The organism is Pseudomonas sp. TMW 2.1634, assembly GCF_001703595.1.
GTDB classification, from domain to species: domain Bacteria; phylum Pseudomonadota; class Gammaproteobacteria; order Pseudomonadales; family Pseudomonadaceae; genus Aquipseudomonas; species Aquipseudomonas fragi.
The window spans coordinates 4,485,242-4,503,122 of the sequence record NZ_CP016849.1 but is presented as its reverse complement, the minus strand read 5'-3'; the positions used below and the strand labels follow the sequence as shown (position 1 = coordinate 4,503,122).

At 60.7% G+C, this 17,881-nt stretch carries 15 protein-coding genes; all 15 read left to right on the top strand.

Annotated elements, in window-relative coordinates:
• The first annotated feature begins 29 nt into the window (after positions 1-29).
• On the top strand, positions 30-908 hold the full coding sequence (locus BFC21_RS27465) for a hypothetical protein (RefSeq protein WP_218188525.1): 879 nt from the start codon (positions 30-32) through the stop codon (positions 906-908).
• Complete coding sequence (locus tag BFC21_RS21360; RefSeq protein ID WP_088378854.1) at positions 905-1,477, top strand: hypothetical protein; 573 nt, start codon at positions 905-907, stop codon at positions 1,475-1,477. The genes BFC21_RS27465 and BFC21_RS21360 overlap by 4 nt, the downstream gene beginning before the upstream one ends.
• 2 nt (positions 1,478-1,479) lie before the next feature.
• Positions 1,480-2,469 carry a ferritin-like domain-containing protein gene (locus BFC21_RS21355; protein ID WP_088378853.1) on the top strand — a complete coding sequence of 330 codons (990 nt, stop codon included), beginning with the start codon at positions 1,480-1,482 and terminating at the stop codon, positions 2,467-2,469.
• Positions 2,470-2,482: 13 nt separating this feature from the next.
• Entirely contained in the window at positions 2,483-3,460 is a 978-nt protein-coding gene (locus BFC21_RS21350; protein ID WP_162939362.1) for a 3-oxoacyl-ACP synthase, read from the top strand.
• A 1-nt stretch (position 3,461) separates the two neighbouring features.
• Positions 3,462-4,637 (top strand): PLP-dependent decarboxylase, encoded by a 1,176-nt coding sequence (locus BFC21_RS21345; protein ID WP_120266471.1) that lies wholly within the window; start codon positions 3,462-3,464, stop codon positions 4,635-4,637.
• Positions 4,638-4,647: 10 nt separating this feature from the next.
• Positions 4,648-6,222: an acyl-CoA ligase (AMP-forming), exosortase A system-associated gene (locus BFC21_RS21340; RefSeq protein WP_120266470.1), complete on the top strand. Its 1,575-nt coding sequence runs from the start codon at positions 4,648-4,650 to the stop codon at positions 6,220-6,222.
• 4 nt (positions 6,223-6,226) lie between these two features.
• Positions 6,227-7,222: a hypothetical protein gene (locus BFC21_RS21335; RefSeq protein ID WP_088378849.1), complete on the top strand. Its 996-nt coding sequence runs from the start codon at positions 6,227-6,229 to the stop codon at positions 7,220-7,222.
• A 36-nt stretch (positions 7,223-7,258) separates the two neighbouring features.
• Positions 7,259-10,261 (top strand): citrate/2-methylcitrate synthase, encoded by a 3,003-nt coding sequence (locus BFC21_RS21330; protein WP_120266469.1) that lies wholly within the window; start codon positions 7,259-7,261, stop codon positions 10,259-10,261.
• 78 nt (positions 10,262-10,339) lie between these two features.
• Positions 10,340-11,002: a class I SAM-dependent methyltransferase gene (locus BFC21_RS21325; protein WP_088378847.1), complete on the top strand. Its 663-nt coding sequence runs from the start codon at positions 10,340-10,342 to the stop codon at positions 11,000-11,002.
• Between the two features lie 25 nt (positions 11,003-11,027).
• The gene (locus tag BFC21_RS21320; protein WP_120266468.1) at positions 11,028-12,089 is read left to right on the top strand and encodes a TauD/TfdA family dioxygenase; all 1,062 of its coding nucleotides are present in this window, start codon (positions 11,028-11,030) and stop codon (positions 12,087-12,089) included.
• Between the two features lie 2 nt (positions 12,090-12,091).
• The gene (locus tag BFC21_RS21315; RefSeq protein WP_198344899.1) at positions 12,092-13,096 is read left to right on the top strand and encodes an ATP-binding cassette domain-containing protein; all 1,005 of its coding nucleotides are present in this window, start codon (positions 12,092-12,094) and stop codon (positions 13,094-13,096) included.
• On the top strand, positions 13,089-14,180 hold the full coding sequence (locus BFC21_RS21310; RefSeq protein WP_088378845.1) for an ABC transporter permease: 1,092 nt from the start codon (positions 13,089-13,091) through the stop codon (positions 14,178-14,180). The genes BFC21_RS21315 and BFC21_RS21310 overlap by 8 nt, the downstream gene beginning before the upstream one ends.
• Positions 14,181-14,227: 47 nt before the next feature.
• A complete protein-coding gene (locus BFC21_RS21305) occupies positions 14,228-14,770 on the top strand; it encodes a permease (RefSeq protein ID WP_095003866.1) in 543 nt (180 codons plus the stop codon).
• Positions 14,767-16,191, top strand: a complete 1,425-nt coding sequence (locus BFC21_RS21300) for an FAD-binding oxidoreductase (RefSeq protein WP_120266467.1) — start codon at positions 14,767-14,769, stop codon at positions 16,189-16,191. Before BFC21_RS21305 ends, BFC21_RS21300 begins: the two co-directional genes overlap by 4 nt.
• Before the next feature lie 71 nt (positions 16,192-16,262).
• Complete coding sequence (locus BFC21_RS21295) at positions 16,263-17,840, top strand: aldehyde dehydrogenase (NADP(+)) (RefSeq protein WP_088378842.1); 1,578 nt, start codon at positions 16,263-16,265, stop codon at positions 17,838-17,840.
• Positions 17,841-17,881 lie beyond the last annotated feature (41 nt).

The following is a 17,881-nucleotide window of genomic DNA, read 5'->3' as shown; positions in this document are numbered from 1 at the left end:
GCCAGCCACCCTCATACCAGAAGCTCACCATGTCGAACTCGCCGCCCTTTGCATCAACGCCGCCACTTGGCACCGTTCCGGCTTTCACGGTCCATACGCTGGCTTACCTGCGCACAGAAACACCCTTTGTGTCGCCCCAGGTGAGCCTGGAGGATGCCGCGTTGGCGTTGGGGCAGCGGGTCGGCGATGAGGCGTGCCGTTATGCAAGCGACGCAGGCCCTGTCGACGATTACGTGGTGAGCTCGACCGTGCTGTCGCAGTTTTTGGCAGACGGTTCGCCCCATGCAGACTATTTCCAGGAGGCGATTGCCACCCGTTACGGGCGCCGTCCTGACTGGATAACCAACGCCTATGAATGCACGGGTTGGGGTTTCATCCTGCGCTATATCCAGGACAAGGCGCAGTTCAACGGTCGTCGCAGGCTGTTGCTGCAGATTGTCGACACAGACATTCACAATTTTACGTACTGGCTAGGCAACAACCGTTGGGGCAAATCCGGGTTTGGCATCTGCACGTTAGTGATTGATGTCATTGCAGAGTCTCAAAACATGCTGCTCATCGGCACTGCAAGCCAGGCCAATGCGCTGCTGCAATTAGGGCGAGGCCTGCGCAGTTTCACCGAAAGCCGGCCAGGCCTGGGTATCGCCGTGCCGTTCTTTCCTGAGATGTCGCGCCGCGCCCTGTTCAAGTGCTTCGACACAGCTTGCGTGCATGCCGACCACTATCAACGATTCGGTCATTCCTTCGGCAGCGACCCCTGGCTTTCGCTACTGGGCGAGCTTGGCGCGGGGTCCGCGCACCCTGGCAGTGACTGCATCGTGTCGTCGCTGGCCATGAACGGCTATTTTTCGATTGCCCAGGTAACCCTCGCGCCCGATCTGCACTCTGCACTGGAAGGTGAAATGTGAAGAGCGCGCAAACCTGTTCGCTGCTGTTGCAGCGCAATCCGGATCACAGCCGGCCTGTCCCTTGTTCGGCTCGCAACCTGCCACTGTTCGAAACGCAAGACTATGCACGCCGAAGTGTGTACGCACACGACAACCCCACCCCGGTGCTGGTCAACAACCAGCAGTACTACACCCTGCTGTCGACGCTGGCCCGGCACATTTGGGACCGCTGTGGTGAGCACACGCGGCTCCTGGCGCAGGTACGCATGCCGTCCATCGACCTTGCGCTGCCAAAAAACCTGCTCGACCCACGTGTGACGCTGGGCGCCCATTTATGCAATGAAGCCTTGTTCTGGGCACGCCAGCTAGAGACGCCAGTGGTCTGGATCAGCGCCGAACAGATTCGGCGCGACCTGTGGGACGGCGGCGATAACTGCCTGCACATCGCCGCCTGGAATACCGCACACACCCCAGCCATCACCGAGTGGTTCTTGCCCGATCTGGACTACTTCGTGGCGCAGGTACACCCATCACCTGCGCATGAGCCGTTCACCACATCTCAACCGAAATGCACGCACGTACAGGGGTGATCATGCAAAACGAGCACACACCGGCACTGGATGATGACCAGCCGATCAAGTGGAATTTCTCGGTCGATGCGTTCATGTCGCAGACCTACGATTTCAGCAATGACAGCTTGAATGCGCTGTATCAGAAAACCAAGGCCAACCAGTGGGATGTCAATACCGACATCGATTGGAGCTACGAGCTCAACCCGGACAATCCACTGGGCATGCCGGACGGCACGCTGCTGATCTACGGCACCGATGTCTGGAACAAAATGAATGAAAAAAACCGTGCCGAAATTCGCCATCACTCCCAAGGCTGGACCCTGTCACAGGTACTGCACGGTGAACAGGCGGCCCTGATTTGCGCATCGAAACTGGCGGTGGCCGAAGAAAGCCTCTCGGCCCGTCTCTGTGCCGCCGGGCAAATCATCGATGAAGCCCGTCATATCGAAGCCTTCGGTCGCCTGGTCAATAACAAGCTGCCCATCAGCTACCCCATGAGCAAGGCGCTCAAAGGCCTGCTGGAAGACACCATTACCACCAGCAAGCTCGACATGACCAACCTTGGCATGCAAGTGCTGGTGGAGGGCATCGCGCTGTCACTGTTTCAAAGCATGGTCGCCTACACCCAGGACCCTTTTATCAAAGACCTGATGACGCGCATTCAGCGCGATGAGGCGCGCCACTTCGCCATTGGCCGCATCACGCTGGGCAGTGTGTACAAGGAAATGAGCAGCACTGAACGCAAGGAACGCGAAGAGTTTGTGGTTGAAGGGGCTTACACCTTGTACGAACACCTGTGCGCCGACGACATATGGGAGCCGATGGGCTTATCCAAAAAAGAGTGCAGCCATCTGGTCAGGAGTTCGGAAGTGGCCAACTCCATGCGCCGTTCCATTTTCCGGCGGCTGGTGCCAACCATCCGCGAAATGGGTTTGCTGACGCCCCGTGTAAGCGATGCCTTTGAAAAGCTCAAAGTGCTGGATTACGCCGCCATGCCAATGCCGGCTTAACAGGAAGACAGTCATGACGCCCCCAACTACCGCGCCAACAAACAGCCCCGCCCCCTTCACGATCGGTATTGAAGCCGCCGCATACGAATTGCCCGGCGAGCGCCAGGACCTCAATGACTGGGCTCAGCAACACAGGTTGCCCGCCGAGCGCATTGAGATGATCCGCAATGCGGGTTGCCGTTATTTCCATGTGTCACCGGACATCGACGAGGTCGAGCTGGCCAAGCGCGCTGTTGCTCGCCTGCAAGAGGAGCAAGGCTTCAAGGGCAGCGACATCGGTGCAGTGATCCATGTGCATACCGGGCTGTTCAGCGTACCGCCGGCGCCACGCAGCCTGCCGCTGGAAGTGGCCACGGCATTCGGCATACAGCCTGTCTGGGCCGGCTCGATCGCACAGCTCAATTGCTCCTCGATCAGCGTCGCCTTTCAGATGGCCCAGGCGTTGATGACGGTGCATAGCCAACTGCACTCGGTGCTGATCGTCTCGTCTGATCGCGTCTTTATCGAGCGGTACCGGGTGCTGCAGGCGAGCATCTTAAGTGATGGCGCGGGGTGTCTGCTGGTGACCCGCAACAGCCGGCGTAACCGGGTTGGCGCGGCGGCCGTGCGCAACTATGGCAGCTGGTACCTGGGCTCCGTGACCAATAACGCGGTGAAACAGGCCATGTTCAATCTGGAGTGGCACTACACCCGCAAAGTCATGATGCAAGCCGTGGCCGACTGTGGCATGGCGCTCAGCGATTTCACCTGCATTTTGCCTTACAACTCCAACCACACTGGCTGGAGCGCCTTCTGTGGCGCCATGGCGATTCCCGCCACCACGCTCTATAGCGACAACATCCTGAACAAGGGTCATTCCTTTGGCTCGGACCTGGCGATCAACCTGGCCGATAGGGGCTTGAGCAAGGTCGATGCGGGCGCGCACCTGATGAATATAACGGAATCGGACAACGGTTCATTTTCGGCATTGACCCTTCATCCGGTGAATTGACATGAGCATGACCCATGCCTCCCCGCCGGTCCGGGACGATGCAGCAACGACCGATCAATGGCTACTGAGTCTTAAAACGCCGTGCTATGTACTGGACCCCACCGTCGTGATGGCCCGTTACGCTGACTTGCGCGAGCGCTTGGGGACACCGCTGATTGTGTCGCTCAAGGCCAACCCCAATCTGGACTTGTTGATCCGTTGCGGCCACGCGTTCATCGACGGTGTGGAGCTGGCCAGCCAGGGCGAACTCGATATTGTCGCGGGTCGCATCAACACCCCCAAATACGTGAACAACCCGTCAATGGATGAAGAGTTCATGCGGGCGGCCCTGGCTTCCCGCTGCATTTTCATCATCGACAGCCTGGAGCAAGCGCAGCGCCTGATTCACGTCATCGGCAAACAGGCCGCGCCGCAAACGGTATTGCGCTTGAACGCGGGCCAACTGGTCAGCTCGGGCAAACACGTGGCGGACCATTTCGGCATGAGTCGCCACGACGCCTTGCTGACGACGGTTGCATTGACCCAGGCCAACGTGCCCATCGTCGGCCTCCATACGTTTGCGGGTTCCAACAGTTTCCACATTGACGACAAGGGTGCCGATGCCGCCGCCCTTGCCCATGCGCTCGCAGCCTTTGCGCCGCAAGTTGCACGACTGAGCGGCCTGCCCGTTACGTTTCTTAACGTCGGCGGCGGTTTCTCCGAGCACTTGCACAACCAGGCACAGACGTTTGACGCGTATCGCCAGCGTATTGCCCCGCTGCACGAAGACTTCAAGGTCGTCCACGAGTCCGGACGCGGCGTCTTCGCTGGCGCAGGCACCTTCGTGACCCGCGTGCGTTCAGTCAAGGCCTTGGGTGAACGCTACGTTGCCGTCTGCGACGGTGGCCTGAGCCACAACTTCCTGCTGGCCAAAACCGAATCCATGTTGAAGCACTACGCGCAGCCGCGCCTGCTGCGGCGCCAGCAGGCACCGGTTGACGCGCCCCTGTTGCCGACCCAGTTCGTGGGCAGCACCTGCAGCCGCGCCGACGTGATCGGCTGGAGCCATGACGTGTCGGCCCCGCCGAGCGTGGGCGATCTGGTGATCTTCGACAACTGTGGCGCCTATAACCAGACGTATAGCGTCAGCGCTTTTCTCTCGCAGAGCCCGGCACACACCTATATCCACCAGTCCTAGGGACGTCACCATGACCGCCCACATCAGTTTGTATGACCTGTTGAAAGACAGCGCCCACCACCACGGCGAGCGCCGTGCGTTCGCCCAGGGCGCAAAGATGGCAACGTATGCCGAGTTGCTGGAGGACGTGCGCCTGACGGCAAAGAGGCTGGCCGATAGCGGTGTGCAAGCGGGCGAACGCGTCGCTGTGTATGCGGGCAAGCAGTACGAAACCATCGTCACGTTCCTGGCGATCAATGCCCGGGGTGCGATCCTGGTGCCCATCAACCCTCAGCTAAAAGAACCACAGGTACGCCATATCCTGCTGGACAGCGGTGCTCGCTTGCTCATCAGTACGGGCCCGCGCCTCAGGCGTATCGAGGCGATGGTGCAGGACATCGGGCTCGATACCTGGCAACTGGAAAAACTACAGGCCGATAACCTGAACACACCGACCGATGCGGCGCTTGTCACCGCCGCCAGCGCAGTCACCGACAGTGACCCTGCCGCTATTTTGTACACCTCCGGCTCAACGGGACGGCCCAAAGGCGTGGTGTTGTCGCAACGTAACCTGGTGTCTGGTGCCGATAGCGTCGCTCACTATCTGGGCTTGCGGGCCGATGACGTCATCCTCGGAATATTGCCGCTGAGCTTCGATGCCGGGTTCAGTCAACTGACCACAGCACTGGTCAGCGGTGCGTGCTACGCGCCGCTGGATTTCCTGCAAGCGGGCGAAGTCCCGACGTTCTGCGAAGCCCAGGGCGTTACCATGATTACCGGCGTGCCGCCACTGTGGATGCAACTGGCGTCAGTGCAATGGCCGCAGCCTGCCGGCGCGCGCATTCGCTGCTTTGCCAATACCGGCGGGCATATGCCACCGCCGTTGCTGGAAAAACTCAAAAACGCATTCCCTGATGCGCAGCCCTACTTGATGTACGGCTTGACCGAGGCTTTCCGCTCGACCTATCTGGCGCCGGAAGCGGCCGCCACACGGCCCGACTCCATCGGCAAGGCGGTGCCCAACGCCGATATCCGCGTGATGCGCCCGAACGGCACTGAATGCGCCGCTGGAGAGCACGGCGAGTTGGTTCACCGCGGCGCGTTCGTCACGCTCGGGTACTGGAATGACCCCGAGCTGACCGCTCAACGCTTTCGTCCCTGGCTACACCCGAACGGGCAGGTTCCGCGCGCCGAAACAGCGGTCTGGTCGGGCGATATCGTCTACCGCGACAGCGACGACTTTCTGTATTTCGTTGCCCGTAGCGACGACATGATCAAGACCTCCGGCTACCGCGTCAGCCCCACCGAAGTCGAGGAAGTCCTGTTTGCCGTGGATGACGTGATCGAGGCGGCAGCGTTTGGTGTGCCGCATCCGCAACAGGGCGAGGCCATCATCATCAGCCTGTTCGCCCACCCGCAGACACAGCTCACCGCCCAGGCACTGATCAAGCTATGCAGGGACAAACTGCCGACCTACATGGTGCCGCTGCATGTGTCCTTTCATGACTCGGCTTTACCGCGCAACCCGAACGGCAAGATCGACCGCAAGCAGTTGAAGCAGCAGTTTTCCGAGTTTTTCTCCTCCCCACTTACGGTCACGGAATAGCCTCATGCTTCGAATCCGCGCTATCGCTTCCCACGTCCCCGACACGATCCCGTTCCGGGCGGTACAAGCCCAGGAAAAAAACATCGGCTATGGCCATCTGTTGTACAAATCCGCGGTCTTTTCCATGCCTCGCGCCAGGGGCAGGATCGACGCCGAAGAAGCACTTCGGCTGCTGCCCACGGCGAGCATCGCCCTGCCGGTAGCCCCCCCCTTGCAAAGCGGCGCCGACCTGGCGCTGGAAGCGGTCGCGCAATTGCGCCAACAGATTCCGGCAGAAACCCTGGCGCAGGTAACCCACATTGTGGTGACCAATGCCGCCCTTAACCAACGCATTAATGAATCGGTCGCCGGCCGCATCCAGCATGCACTGGGTTTGCCCAAAGCGTTGCCATTCGCCATCGGCCAAGCGGGTACTGCCGGCGTGTTCAACGCCCTGAGCATGATCGAAGCGCTGGTCAGCCTCGGCGGCAAGGTGCTGTTGGTGGCGTCCGATAAGTGGCTCTACCCCTTCTTTCGCGCCTGGGGTGATCTGGTGGTGTACGGCGACGGCGCAGCGGCGATCTTGCTCGATGGCGATAGTCAGCCGGCACCAGGCTGGGGGGCGATACGCGCCTCGGCCATGCACTATGGCGCGGCCATCGACAATCCCTGGGGGCTGACGCCTGCCGCCCTGGCTGAACGCCTGCATCCGCTGGCGGTGAGTGCAGCGCAAACGGCGATCGAGCGGGCGGGCCTGCAAGCCAGCGACATCGACTGGGTGCTACCGGCAGGGTTCAGCGACAGCTTCACCCTCGGCGTCAGCCGCGAACTGGGCATTGCACAAGACCGACATTTCGAATTCGGTGTCCGAGGCCATCAGTCGAGCGCGGCCCCCTTGCTGTCGCTTATGCGTCTGCGCGCCACCCTGCCCCCCGGTAAAACGGTCACCGCCCTGCTGTGGGATGCAGCCTTGTGCGGCACTGCCGGTGCCATTGTGGCCGAGATCCAGGCTGGCGCCTGACCCCGGATGCAAACCGCTTATTAATCAGGAAAACCTATGTCTGCTTATAAAGTCAGCCTGCGTGAGCTTCGCTTTTTTTTGTGGGAACTGCATAAAACCGACCAGCATTTTCTCACTCGGGCGCCGTTCAACGACAAGAGCCGTGCCTACTACGATGCCTTGCTGGAGCGCGCCAGGGCGTTTGCTGATGAGTTAGGCAAGGCCTATCAAGCCTCCGACCGCCAGGAATGCCGCTTGCTGGAAAACGGCAATGTCGAAATCCCCAAGGAGTTCCACACACTCTGGCAACGCTACAAGGATGAGTGGATTCAGGTGCTGGGCAACGACAGCGAAACCCAGCAACCGGCCTTGCCCCCCCTGATCCGGCAAACCATCCAGGAGATGTTCATGGGCGCCAACCCGGCGTTCATGACCTACGGCGGCTTCAATTTTCCGGCTATCAAACTGTTGAAGCTGCACGGTACCGAAGCGCAAAAGGCCACTTACCTGCGCAAGCTTCAACGCTACGACTGGGACGCCTGTTTCTGCGCCACCGAGCAACAGGCCGGCAGCGACCTGACGGCCGTCACCACTGTCGCAAAACCTCTTGAAAACGGCGAATACGCCGTCAGCGGCGAAAAGGTCTACATCTCGGCGGGCATGCATACGCTGACCGAAAACACCGTTTACTTTGTCCTGGGCCGCATCAATACCACCACCTCGACCTCCTACTCACTGTCCTGCCTGCTGGTGCCGCGCTTCTGGCCCAACCCGCAAACCGGAGAGCTGGAAGACAACCATGTCGAGTGCACGTCATTGCTGCGCAAAATGGGCTTGAAGGGCTGCGCCAATACCCAACTGGTGTTTGGTCGCAGCGGCACCACCCGCGCTGTCTTGCTGGGCGATCGCAAAAATGCCGGGTTGCTGCAGCTGGTGCCCTTGATGAACCAGGCGCGCATGAGCACGGCGATTATCGGCCTGGGCCTGGCGTCCAGTGCTTATCTGCACTCAGTCGATTTCGCCGGTAAACGGTTGCAGGGCCGCGCCATCAGTCGCACGTCCGATGCCAGCGCTCCTGCGGTGCCCATCATCGAACACGCCGACGTACAGCGCATGCTGCTGGAAATGAAGGCGCGGGTAGAGGGCTGCCGCGGGCTGCTCGGCAAATTGACCGGCGCATCGACCCAGGCATTCGCCCTGGAAGCCGAGCCGGTACTGGACGAAGCCCGGGTCGAAAAGTACCGCAAGCTGGTGCTGCTGTTCACGCCGACCTGCAAGGCGTTCGTCTCGGATCAGGCCTGGAAAATCTGCGAACTGGCGATCCAGGTGCATGGCGGCATCGGCTACACCGATGCTTACCCTGTGGAGCAAAATGCCCGCGACGTGAAAATCCTGTCGATCTGGGAAGGCACTAACTATATACAGTCCCAGGACCTGGTGCGCGACAAGTTGGGATTTGGCCGAAACTCACGCCTGATCAAGTACCTGCGCGAAGAGCTGGATGCCTTCTTGAGCAGCAAAATGGGGGTCGGCACTGAGCTGCAAGCTAAATTCCCGCTGCTGGAAAACGCCATGCTCGCTGTTGAGCAGGCGCTTGCATTCATCAATGAGCACGTGCGTGCGGGGCGCACCCACGAAACCAGCCAGTTCTATACCCGCTTCCTGGAAATGCTCGGTCTCACTGCCAGCGCCTGGGTCTTGCTGGAATCGGCCTGCCTGGCAGAGCGCCAGCTGCACCAGCAACCGAGTGCCGAAGAAGCCGCTTTTTACCGGGGCAAGGTCAAGACCGCGCAGTATTTTTTCGCCAACATCCTGCCGACTGTCACGCAACACGCACAGGCCATAGAAAACCTGCTGGACGCCCACTGCAGCATTGCCCTTGATGAACTGGTACAGGCCGACACGCCCACACCCGCACCGCCGCAGAGCCTGTTTGGCGGACCGCGCAGCCTGTATCGCGGCACCAATATCGACGGTGCCACGCTTGAGCCCAATGAAGGCCTGTGGGTCAGGGGTCGCAACCTCAATGACCTGATCGGCATTGTCGACTTCCCCACGGCGCTATGGCTGGCGTGGTTTGGCAGCCTGCCGTCGCCTGCCGAGAGCCAGGCCGTTGACGCCGTCCTGGTACACATTGCTCGCCACCTGTCGCAGGCACCCGCCTATCGACGCGGCATCGAAGCGGTGGCCGACAGCGGTGCCGGCATGGTGCAGGCAGCCGCCTGCGGCTTTCTCGGCGATCTGGGCGCGCTGGAAAATATCGCCCTGCGCGAAGCGACCGCGCGCGGCTTGCCCACCCATCAGGACTTTATCCAGGGCCTGGTCAGCGTTGCCTCAGCGCCGCACTTTTTGCACGCGGCGCTCGGTCATCAAGCCCCCGGCGCAGCACCGGGCCAACACGCCGAGGGGGTGTTGGCGGCAATGGGCGCGAGCAATATCGACGCATTATCCATTCGTGTCGTTGACGCCCTGCTGGTGGCCTGGCACGCCGGTTTCGGCTACATCACGCCGACGGTGCTGGTACCACGCACCGCCATCGGCACCGGCGTCACCCTTGCGCAGGCCGTAGCGGCCGGGTTTATGGCCAGCGGCCCCAAACATGTCGGCGCAGCCGAAGAAGCGGTGACGTGGCTCAAAACCATCAGTGCCCAAGCCAGCCATGCCGACATACGGCAAGCGGTCGACCACGCGCTGGATCAGCCCGGCAACCTGTTGTTTGGTTTCGGCCATCCGCTGTTTGTGCAGGATCCACGGCCGCCGCATATCAGGGCCCTGTTTGCCCAATGGGGATTCGGGGGGCGCTACCTGGAGATTTTCGACGTCGTCTGTGCCCACGTCCTGGAGCGTAAAGGCCTGCGTCCGAATATTGATTTCATCACCGCCGCAGCCCTGCTTGATCTCGGTGTGACGCAAGCCCGCTGGAGTGTCGGCCTGGGGCTCTGTGGCCGGGTGGCGGCCATCGTCGCGCATGCCATCGAGCGGCGCGACCGTCCTGCTTTCGGTGTCAGCAGCAAAGCCGCGCGCAAGTTGCTGGCCACCGTTCCAGTGGGGTGGCTGTAAGACAAGAAATGAGCCAGACGCAATTGATAGTTCAACGCTGAATCTGCTTCTAACGCCATCCAAGACGAGAACGTATCCATGTTATTGAAAAATCTACGCCCTGCTGACGAATACGATCGCTTTGCCTCGCAAGCACTGGAGCCCTGGGACGTGATGTTCGTCACCCGCATCCGCCAGATTGCCCGCGACCTGCCCGCCGGCGCCCTGGTCGATATCGGCACGGCCACCGTCGTGGTCCCGGTGCGCCTGGCGGCCGACCCGGTATTGAAAGGCTGGCATTTCATCGGCCTCGATCTGGACGAAACCATGCTCGACGGTGGCCGACCGCGCATCGAAGCGCTCGGCCTGAGCGACACCATCGAACTCAAGGTGGGCGACGCCCTGGACCTGCCCTTCGCGGACAACAGCCTGACCATGGCGGTCAGCCGCGCCACCTTGCATCACTTGCCGGACAAGGCGAAAAGCCTGACGGAGATGTACCGCGTCCTGCAGCCGGGCGGCGTCGGCCTGGTACACGACATGCGCCGCGACGTCGCCCCCGACTTGCTGGAGAAATTCACTCAAATGCGCGCATCGGTGGGCTATCCACCGACCCATGTTGAAGAAAAGGTCACCCTGCAAGAAGCGCGCGAACTGGTCATCGAGGCGGGTCTGGAGCATTGCACAGTCGTGACCAGCCCGAGTTCCGGCATGGGCGCACTGGGTTTTGAAATCCTCATTAAAAAGCCTTTGTTGGCTTGATACGCAACTCGCCGGGGAAAAGGCTATGGATCAACGTACAGATCGGGTTGAGCATTTTCAGGCAATGCTGGGCAGCTCGCAGGTGCAGTGTGGTTTCCTGTCACTCGGGCCCATGCCACTCGTTATAACGCCTGTGGACCGCACGCTAAGCGATGACAGCGAAGCGTTTGCGACGTGGTATCGCCACCACCAGTCGATTTTCGACAGCATGCTGCTGGCGTTCGGTTGCCTGTTGTTCCGTGGTTTTGCATTGCGCGAAAGCGCGGACTTCCAGGCCATTGCGCAACAATATCCTGAGCATGCGTTCGGTTATATCGGCGGCGCCACGCCCCGCAACAATATCGAGGGCAGAGTCTACGAATCGACCCGCATCCCGCCCACCCTGAAAATCGGCCTGCATCAGGAAAAGGCCTACATGGCCCACTATCCACAGAAACTCGCCTTCTTTTGCAAACAGCCCTCAGCAGAAGGCGGCGAAACCATCCTGTGCGACATGCGAGCCGTTACCCGTCGCCTGCCACCGCACTTGATCGAACGCTTTAGCGCCGCGCGCATCCAGTACTTGCGCAACTTCCGTGCCCCCAGCACGCCCGGGAATGAACCGCGCAACACCCATATGCGCGAATACCACCGGCCCTGGAATGAAGCGTTCATGACCGATGATCCGCAGCAGGTGGAACAGCTGTGCCGCGATACGCACCTCGACTTCCAATGGCTCGACGATGGCAGTATCACGGTGTCGCATACCGGTGACGCCATGTTGAAACATCCGCTGACGGGCGAATCCATCTGGTTCAATCAACTGTCGACCCAACACAACAATGCCCGCTCCCTCGGCAAGCCGGGTTACGCCTACATCCAGCGCGCCTATCAGGACAAACCGGCACGCCCTTACGAGGTGCGGCTGGGCGACGGTACGCCGATCCCGGAGGATGACATCGCGCCGATTTACGACGCGCTGCAAGCGCAGGAGATCGCGTTTCCCTGGCACAGCGGTGACCTGCTGTTGATCGATAACATTGCCGTCGCCCATGGCCGCAATCCCTTCAAAGGCCAACGCGATGTCCAAGTCGCGTTGTTCGATTGAACATGAACAGTCAAATCCTGCTGACAGACGACAAACACGGGCTGTCCGAACCTGCCGTGCATCCCGGGATGCACTTGGCACCCACGCGTACTGAGGAACCCTATGCGGCGGCGGCCAAACTGATCCGGGTCAGCGCCGGCAGTTTCCGCTTCGAGGTCCGCGATCTGCAGTTCCGCCGCGGTCGGCATACCGCCATCATCGGCCCCAATGGCGCCGGCAAAACCACCCTGGTCGAAGCCCTGCTCGGCTTCCGTCAGGCACATCTGGAAGACGCGCAGATTCTGGGGGTTGCGGCGGCGCGCTTTCTGCAAAGCACCCGCCACCGCAAGCGGCTGGGGGTGCAATTGCAACGGGTCGAATATGAAGACTCGTCGAATGTCAGGGAAATCCTCGATTTGCATCTGGCCCTGTACGGCAAGCAAGACCCGCAGGTGGCGCAGGCGCTGGACATCGAAGCGCTGCGCAAACTGCCCTACCGGGCACTGTCACGCGGTCAAAAGCAGCGGCTCGATTTGTTCGTGGCGCTGGCCCATCATCCGGAACTTGTCGTACTTGATGAACCGTTTACCGGGCTTGATCGCGCTTATATCGAGCGCGTCGCACACCTGCTGCGCTACGACCTGGCTGGCCTGACCATCATCATGATTTGCCATTCGGAGGAAGAGCTGGATGCCGCCAGCGATGTGGTGTGGGTGTGCAATGGCGGGGTTGAGTATCGGGGCGATAAAGAAGCACTGAAGAACCGCCTGGTCGGCACCTTCCATGCTCGTCTGCAACTGGACGACAGTGAACAGATCAACGCCATCTATCGCCAGCTGGAGCGCGAAAGCGCCACGCTGCGGCTGTCGAGGCCATCCAGCACTGAAATCAGCGTCTATGGCACGCAGGCACTGGACCCGTTGATACGCGCCCTGATCGGTCATATTGCGTTCCAGCACTTTGAATTCGGCCCCACCCACTACCGCGATATGTTGCACATCTGCGCCCAGGGAGAACAGGATGTTTAGCATACTGGCGATATTGACGCGCAACGAGCTGCTGGGGTTTTTTCGCAGCAAGTCGGCGCTGTTCTGGGCGCTGGCCTTCCCCATCCTGCTGCTGACCGTGATGCTGATGGCTTTCGGTCATCCAGGCTCACTGGGTACGGTCAATGTCGAGTTTCAGGAAGCTGGCGCCCAGGCCAGCCCGGACACCCGCTGCCCGTTGGCGATTGAACAGGCATTTGCTGGCGGCGATCCCGTAAAGGCCCATTTTTCAACCGTCAGCAGCACTGCCCCCATCGCAGCAGACACGGTGCGCATCGTCTTTGCGGCCGGCGACGAACCGATGCAGGTGCGCTATGACTTCAAGGGTCAGCTGGCGGTACGCGCCGCAGCACGCGTGATCGAGATCGCTGCGGTCAGGTGTTCAGCGGCCAAACACGGCATTGTGTCGACAGACCTGGTGCGTTTCGAAGACACGGCCTCCGGCGCAAAGCCCTTCGACTACGGCCAGTTTTTTACCACCGGCATCTTGGTCATCTGTTTGATGTCACTCGGCATCATGTCCACCGCCTTGTCCATTGCCAGCTTGCGTGAACACAACGCCCTCAAGATCTACGCCTGTTTTCCAGTGCCGAAACTGATTTTTCTGGCCTCTATCCTCTTGTCGCGGGTGGTCATGATGCTGATTTCGGTGGGCACCTTGCTGCTGGTGGCGCGGTACGGATACGGCATCGACCTCTCGCTGTGGAGTGTGCAGACCTTGCGTGCGTTGCCGGTCATTGTGCTGGGCGGGGTCATGTTGCTGTGCCTCGGCACCCTGCTGGCCAGTCGTACCGCCTCGATAAAAGAAACCGAATTGTTGTGCCATCTGATCCATTACCCGGCCCTGTTCTTCGGCAACCTGACCATCCCGTTGAACGATGCGCCAGCCTGGATCAAAAGCATTCTCTCGGTGGTTCCGATCAACCAGTTTGTCTCGGTACTGCGCCAAGTGATGCTCGACGGAGCGTCCCTGCCAACGCTGTGGCTGCCCTTGTTGACCCTGGCAGGCTGGACCGCGTTATTTCTCACCGCCGCCACCTTCATGTTCCGCTGGCACAAAAGTTAAGCCCGGGACCCTGGCATTACAGTGCATCTCTATTCAAGGAAACCAGCATGTCTATCAGCAAGCTAGGCCGTGCCTATTTGTCGAATGCCAGCGCATTCATTCCGGTCATCGTGTTCCTCTTGTATGGCCGTTTCGGCCCCGGTGAGGCAGGCGTGCGCTGGGAGACTGCGTATGTGGTCAGCGGTATTCTGAGCATTGCCCACATGGTCTGGCTGCTCAAATACCGCCCCGGCCATTGGATTGCACTGAGCGTCGACCTGTATCTGATGATTGGTGCCCTGTTGGCCTTGGTCTCTACCGCCGCCTTGCAAGTGTGGGGGCAGGAGCTGGGTGCTGCACCCGTGCTGGCGTGCGTATTGGTGATTGGCTTGGGCGCTACCCGGCTTTCGCCACTCGGTTTCATCGGCGAAGCCAGCAGCGATCATGGGTTGATTAGAAAACTCTCGGTGATGCTGCTGGTTGCCGCTGCCATCGCCGTCGCGGTGTCATTGGCTTTTCGCCATAACACGCTGCTGGGAGGCGTATTGCCAATCGTCGCGCTGGTGCTCACACGCAGCCAGTTGCTCAAACGCGTGGTTGCGACGCCATGAGCAACCTGGAACCTGCATCGGGACTCCACGCGTTCCTGACCGAAGTCGCCGAAGTGCTGGGGCAGGAGTCGCTGCTGACCGGGGTGGCCTGTGCCCCCTATGAAATCGACGTCACTCATTACCGTGGCAAAGCGGCGGCGGTCGTCCTCCCGCGTGATACCCCTGCTGTCAGCGCGCTGATGCGCATCGCTGTGCGCCATCGCATACGGCTGGTCGCCCAGGGCAACCGCAGCGGATTGGTGGGTGGCGCCGTTACCGACAACTCCGGCACGCAAGTGATCGTTTCGCTTTCGCGCTTGCGCCAAGTGCGCGAGATTGATCCCTTGAATCGCACGGTCATTGTCGAAGCCGGTGCGCTCTTGTCAGAACTCAATCGCCAACTGGAAACCCATTCGCTGTACTTCCCTATTGATATCGGCAGCGACCCGGCGATAGGCGGACTGATCGGCGCCAATGCCGGCGGCAGCCGCCTGCTCAAGCATGGCGACGTGCGCCATAACCTGCTCGGTATCGAGGTGGTGCTGGCCGATGGCGACGGCACCGTGGTGCAACTGCTCGCGCCGTTGCGCAAGAACAATACCGGGCTCGACCTCAAGCAGATGTTTGTGGGCACCGGCGGCGCCTTCGGGATCATTACGGCGGCGACGCTTGATCTAAAGCGCATCGACCAGTCGACGCAAAGCGTCTTTGTGGCCTTGCCTGACCACGCGACAGCGCTGCAGGTACTGGATGCCTTCGAGCATCAGTTTGGCGATCTGCTGTGCGCTTTCGAAGTGATATCCGAAGCGGCACTCGCCCTTACCGTGCGTAACTTCCCCACGCTGCGCCACCCGTTTGGCCAATCGCAGGCCAGCTGTTATGCCCTGATAGAGATCGCCAGCAGCATGCCAGGCTTGCACACGATCTTTGCGCAACGAACCGAGCAGGTGCTGGAACAGTTGTATGAAAGCGGCCGGATTCTCGACGCTGTCCTGGGCAATGCCAGCAGCTTTTGGCCGCTGCGAGACAACCTGCCGCTGGCCATTGCCCAGGAAGGTATCCCGCTCTCGTTCGACGTGGCGTTCTCGCGCTCGCGATTGGTCGCTTTCCGCGATCAGGCTGCACAGTGGCTTGAGCACGAACATCCGCTGCTGCAGCTGTACGATTTCGGCCATTTTGCCGACGGCGGCTGCCATTTGATTGTGCTTGTGCCGCACGCCCATATCGCCCAATACGGCATCGCCAGGGTCGTCGCGGTGCGTAGCGGCCTCTACAAGCTGGTGTCCGAAAACGGCGGCTGCTTCAGTGCAGAGCATGGCGTCGGGCCAATGAATGGCGCTTATTACAGCAAGTACACGCCCCCTGGGGTGCAGGCAATCAGCAGGGCCATGCAGCAGTTGATGGACCCGCAGGCGGTGCTGGGCCGCTATCGCTACACCTAAAACCCACCTCCTGCGCCGTTCATTTCAAAGATAAATCGGGCCTGACGATGGCACAGCAAGCGATAGGAAACATGATGATTACCGGCAAAATGCTCATCGGCCAGTCGGCAGTGCGTGGCGATAAAGGATCGCTGGCTGCAATCAACCCTGCCACCCACGAAAAGCTCAGTCCCGACTTCGGCGTCGGCGGTATCGCTGACATCGATCAGGCCTGCACGCTGGCGCAACAAGCCTGCGATCCCTACCGCGCGACCACGCCAGAGCAGCGCGCTCAATTCCTGGAAGCGATTGCCACGGGCATCCTGGCGTTGGGTGTCACGCTGATCGGGCGAGCGTCTCTCGAAACAGGCTTGCCTGCCGCGCGCCTGATTATCGAACGGAGCCGCACCGTGAGCCAGTTGCGGCTATTTGCACAGGTGGTGCGCGACGGCCAATACCTCGGCGCCACCCTGGACTGCGCCTTGCCGACGCGCATCCCCTCTCGCCCCGACCTGAGGTTGCAAAAGATCGCCCTCGGTCCGGTGGCTGTATTTGGTGCAAGCAACTTTCCATTGGCGTTTTCGGTTGCCGGCGGCGATAGCGCCGCAGCCCTGGCTGCTGGCTGCCCGATAGTGGTCAAGGCGCACGAGGCTCACCTGGGTACGTCTGAACTGGTAGGCCAGGTGATTCAACAGGCAGCCGCTGCCCACCACTTGCCTGAGGGCGTGTTTTCCCTGCTTATCGGCGACGGTCACCTGTTCGGCCAGACCCTGGTCAGCCATCCCGCGATCAAGGCAGTCGCCTTCACCGGTTCGCGCCAGGGCGGCCTGGCGCTGATGCGTACCGCGGCGCAACGCAGCGAGCCGATCCCGGTGTACGCCGAAATGAGCTGTATCAATCCCGTGTTCCTGTTGCCCCATGCACTGTCGATACGCGCCAGCGAAATCGGCCGTGGATTCGTGGAGGCTCTGACGATGAGTGCGGGGCAACTGTGTACCAATCCGGGCTTGGTGATTGCCCTGGAAGGTCAGCCCCTGACCCAGTTTTGCAGCACGGCCCAGGACGCACTGCGCAAAAAGGCGGCGGCCACCATGCTGACCCCGGGGATTCATCGTGCCTACCTCGCCGGTATCGAAGAGACGGGCACTATCAACGGCGTTACGACGCTGGGGCAAGGTTGCCCTGCTCAAACGCCATGTGCAGCGCAGGCCACCTTGTTCGTAACGGATGCAGCCACTTTTCTGACGACGGCACGACTGGGCGACGAAATATTCGGCCCCGGCTCGCTGATCGTCGCCTGCAAGAATGAAGATGAAATGCTGGCGGTCGCCGAGCACCTGTCAGGGCAGCTGACGGCGACATTGCAACTGGACCACGCGGATCATGCGCTGGCCAGAAAACTGCTGCCCATCCTTGAGCGCAAGGCGGGCCGGATCCTGGCGAACGGTTACCCGAACAATGTCGAGGTGTCTCATGCGATGGTGCACGGCGGCCCGTTCCCGGCCAGCTCGGACAGTCGTAGCAGCGCCGTGGGCGCCACTGCCATCGACCGATTCTTGCGGCCGGTGTGCTATCAGGACCTGCCTGCGGCCTTGATGCCTGAAGCGCTACAAGATGGCAATCCGCTAGAACTGTGGCGCACGGTCAATGGTGAATGTGTGCTTGCCTAAGCCGAGTAGAGAGGTAGCGTCTTCAAGTCGGAGCCATTTCC

Coding starts and splice junctions, on each gene's coding strand:
- BFC21_RS27465 (WP_218188525.1), top strand. CDS start 30: ATGTCGAACTCGCCGCCCTTTGCATCAACGCCGCCACTTGGCACCGTT.
- BFC21_RS21355 (WP_088378853.1), top strand. CDS start 1,480: ATGCAAAACGAGCACACACCGGCACTGGATGATGACCAGCCGATCAAG.
- BFC21_RS21350 (WP_162939362.1), top strand. CDS start 2,483: ATGACGCCCCCAACTACCGCGCCAACAAACAGCCCCGCCCCCTTCACG.
- BFC21_RS21345 (WP_120266471.1), top strand. CDS start 3,462: ATGAGCATGACCCATGCCTCCCCGCCGGTCCGGGACGATGCAGCAACG.
- BFC21_RS21340 (WP_120266470.1), top strand. CDS start 4,648: ATGACCGCCCACATCAGTTTGTATGACCTGTTGAAAGACAGCGCCCAC.
- BFC21_RS21335 (WP_088378849.1), top strand. CDS start 6,227: ATGCTTCGAATCCGCGCTATCGCTTCCCACGTCCCCGACACGATCCCG.
- BFC21_RS21330 (WP_120266469.1), top strand. CDS start 7,259: ATGTCTGCTTATAAAGTCAGCCTGCGTGAGCTTCGCTTTTTTTTGTGG.
- BFC21_RS21325 (WP_088378847.1), top strand. CDS start 10,340: ATGTTATTGAAAAATCTACGCCCTGCTGACGAATACGATCGCTTTGCC.
- BFC21_RS21320 (WP_120266468.1), top strand. CDS start 11,028: ATGGATCAACGTACAGATCGGGTTGAGCATTTTCAGGCAATGCTGGGC.
- BFC21_RS21315 (WP_198344899.1), top strand. CDS start 12,092: ATGAACAGTCAAATCCTGCTGACAGACGACAAACACGGGCTGTCCGAA.
- BFC21_RS21310 (WP_088378845.1), top strand. CDS start 13,089: ATGTTTAGCATACTGGCGATATTGACGCGCAACGAGCTGCTGGGGTTT.
- BFC21_RS21305 (WP_095003866.1), top strand. CDS start 14,228: ATGTCTATCAGCAAGCTAGGCCGTGCCTATTTGTCGAATGCCAGCGCA.
- BFC21_RS21300 (WP_120266467.1), top strand. CDS start 14,767: ATGAGCAACCTGGAACCTGCATCGGGACTCCACGCGTTCCTGACCGAA.
- BFC21_RS21295 (WP_088378842.1), top strand. CDS start 16,263: ATGATGATTACCGGCAAAATGCTCATCGGCCAGTCGGCAGTGCGTGGC.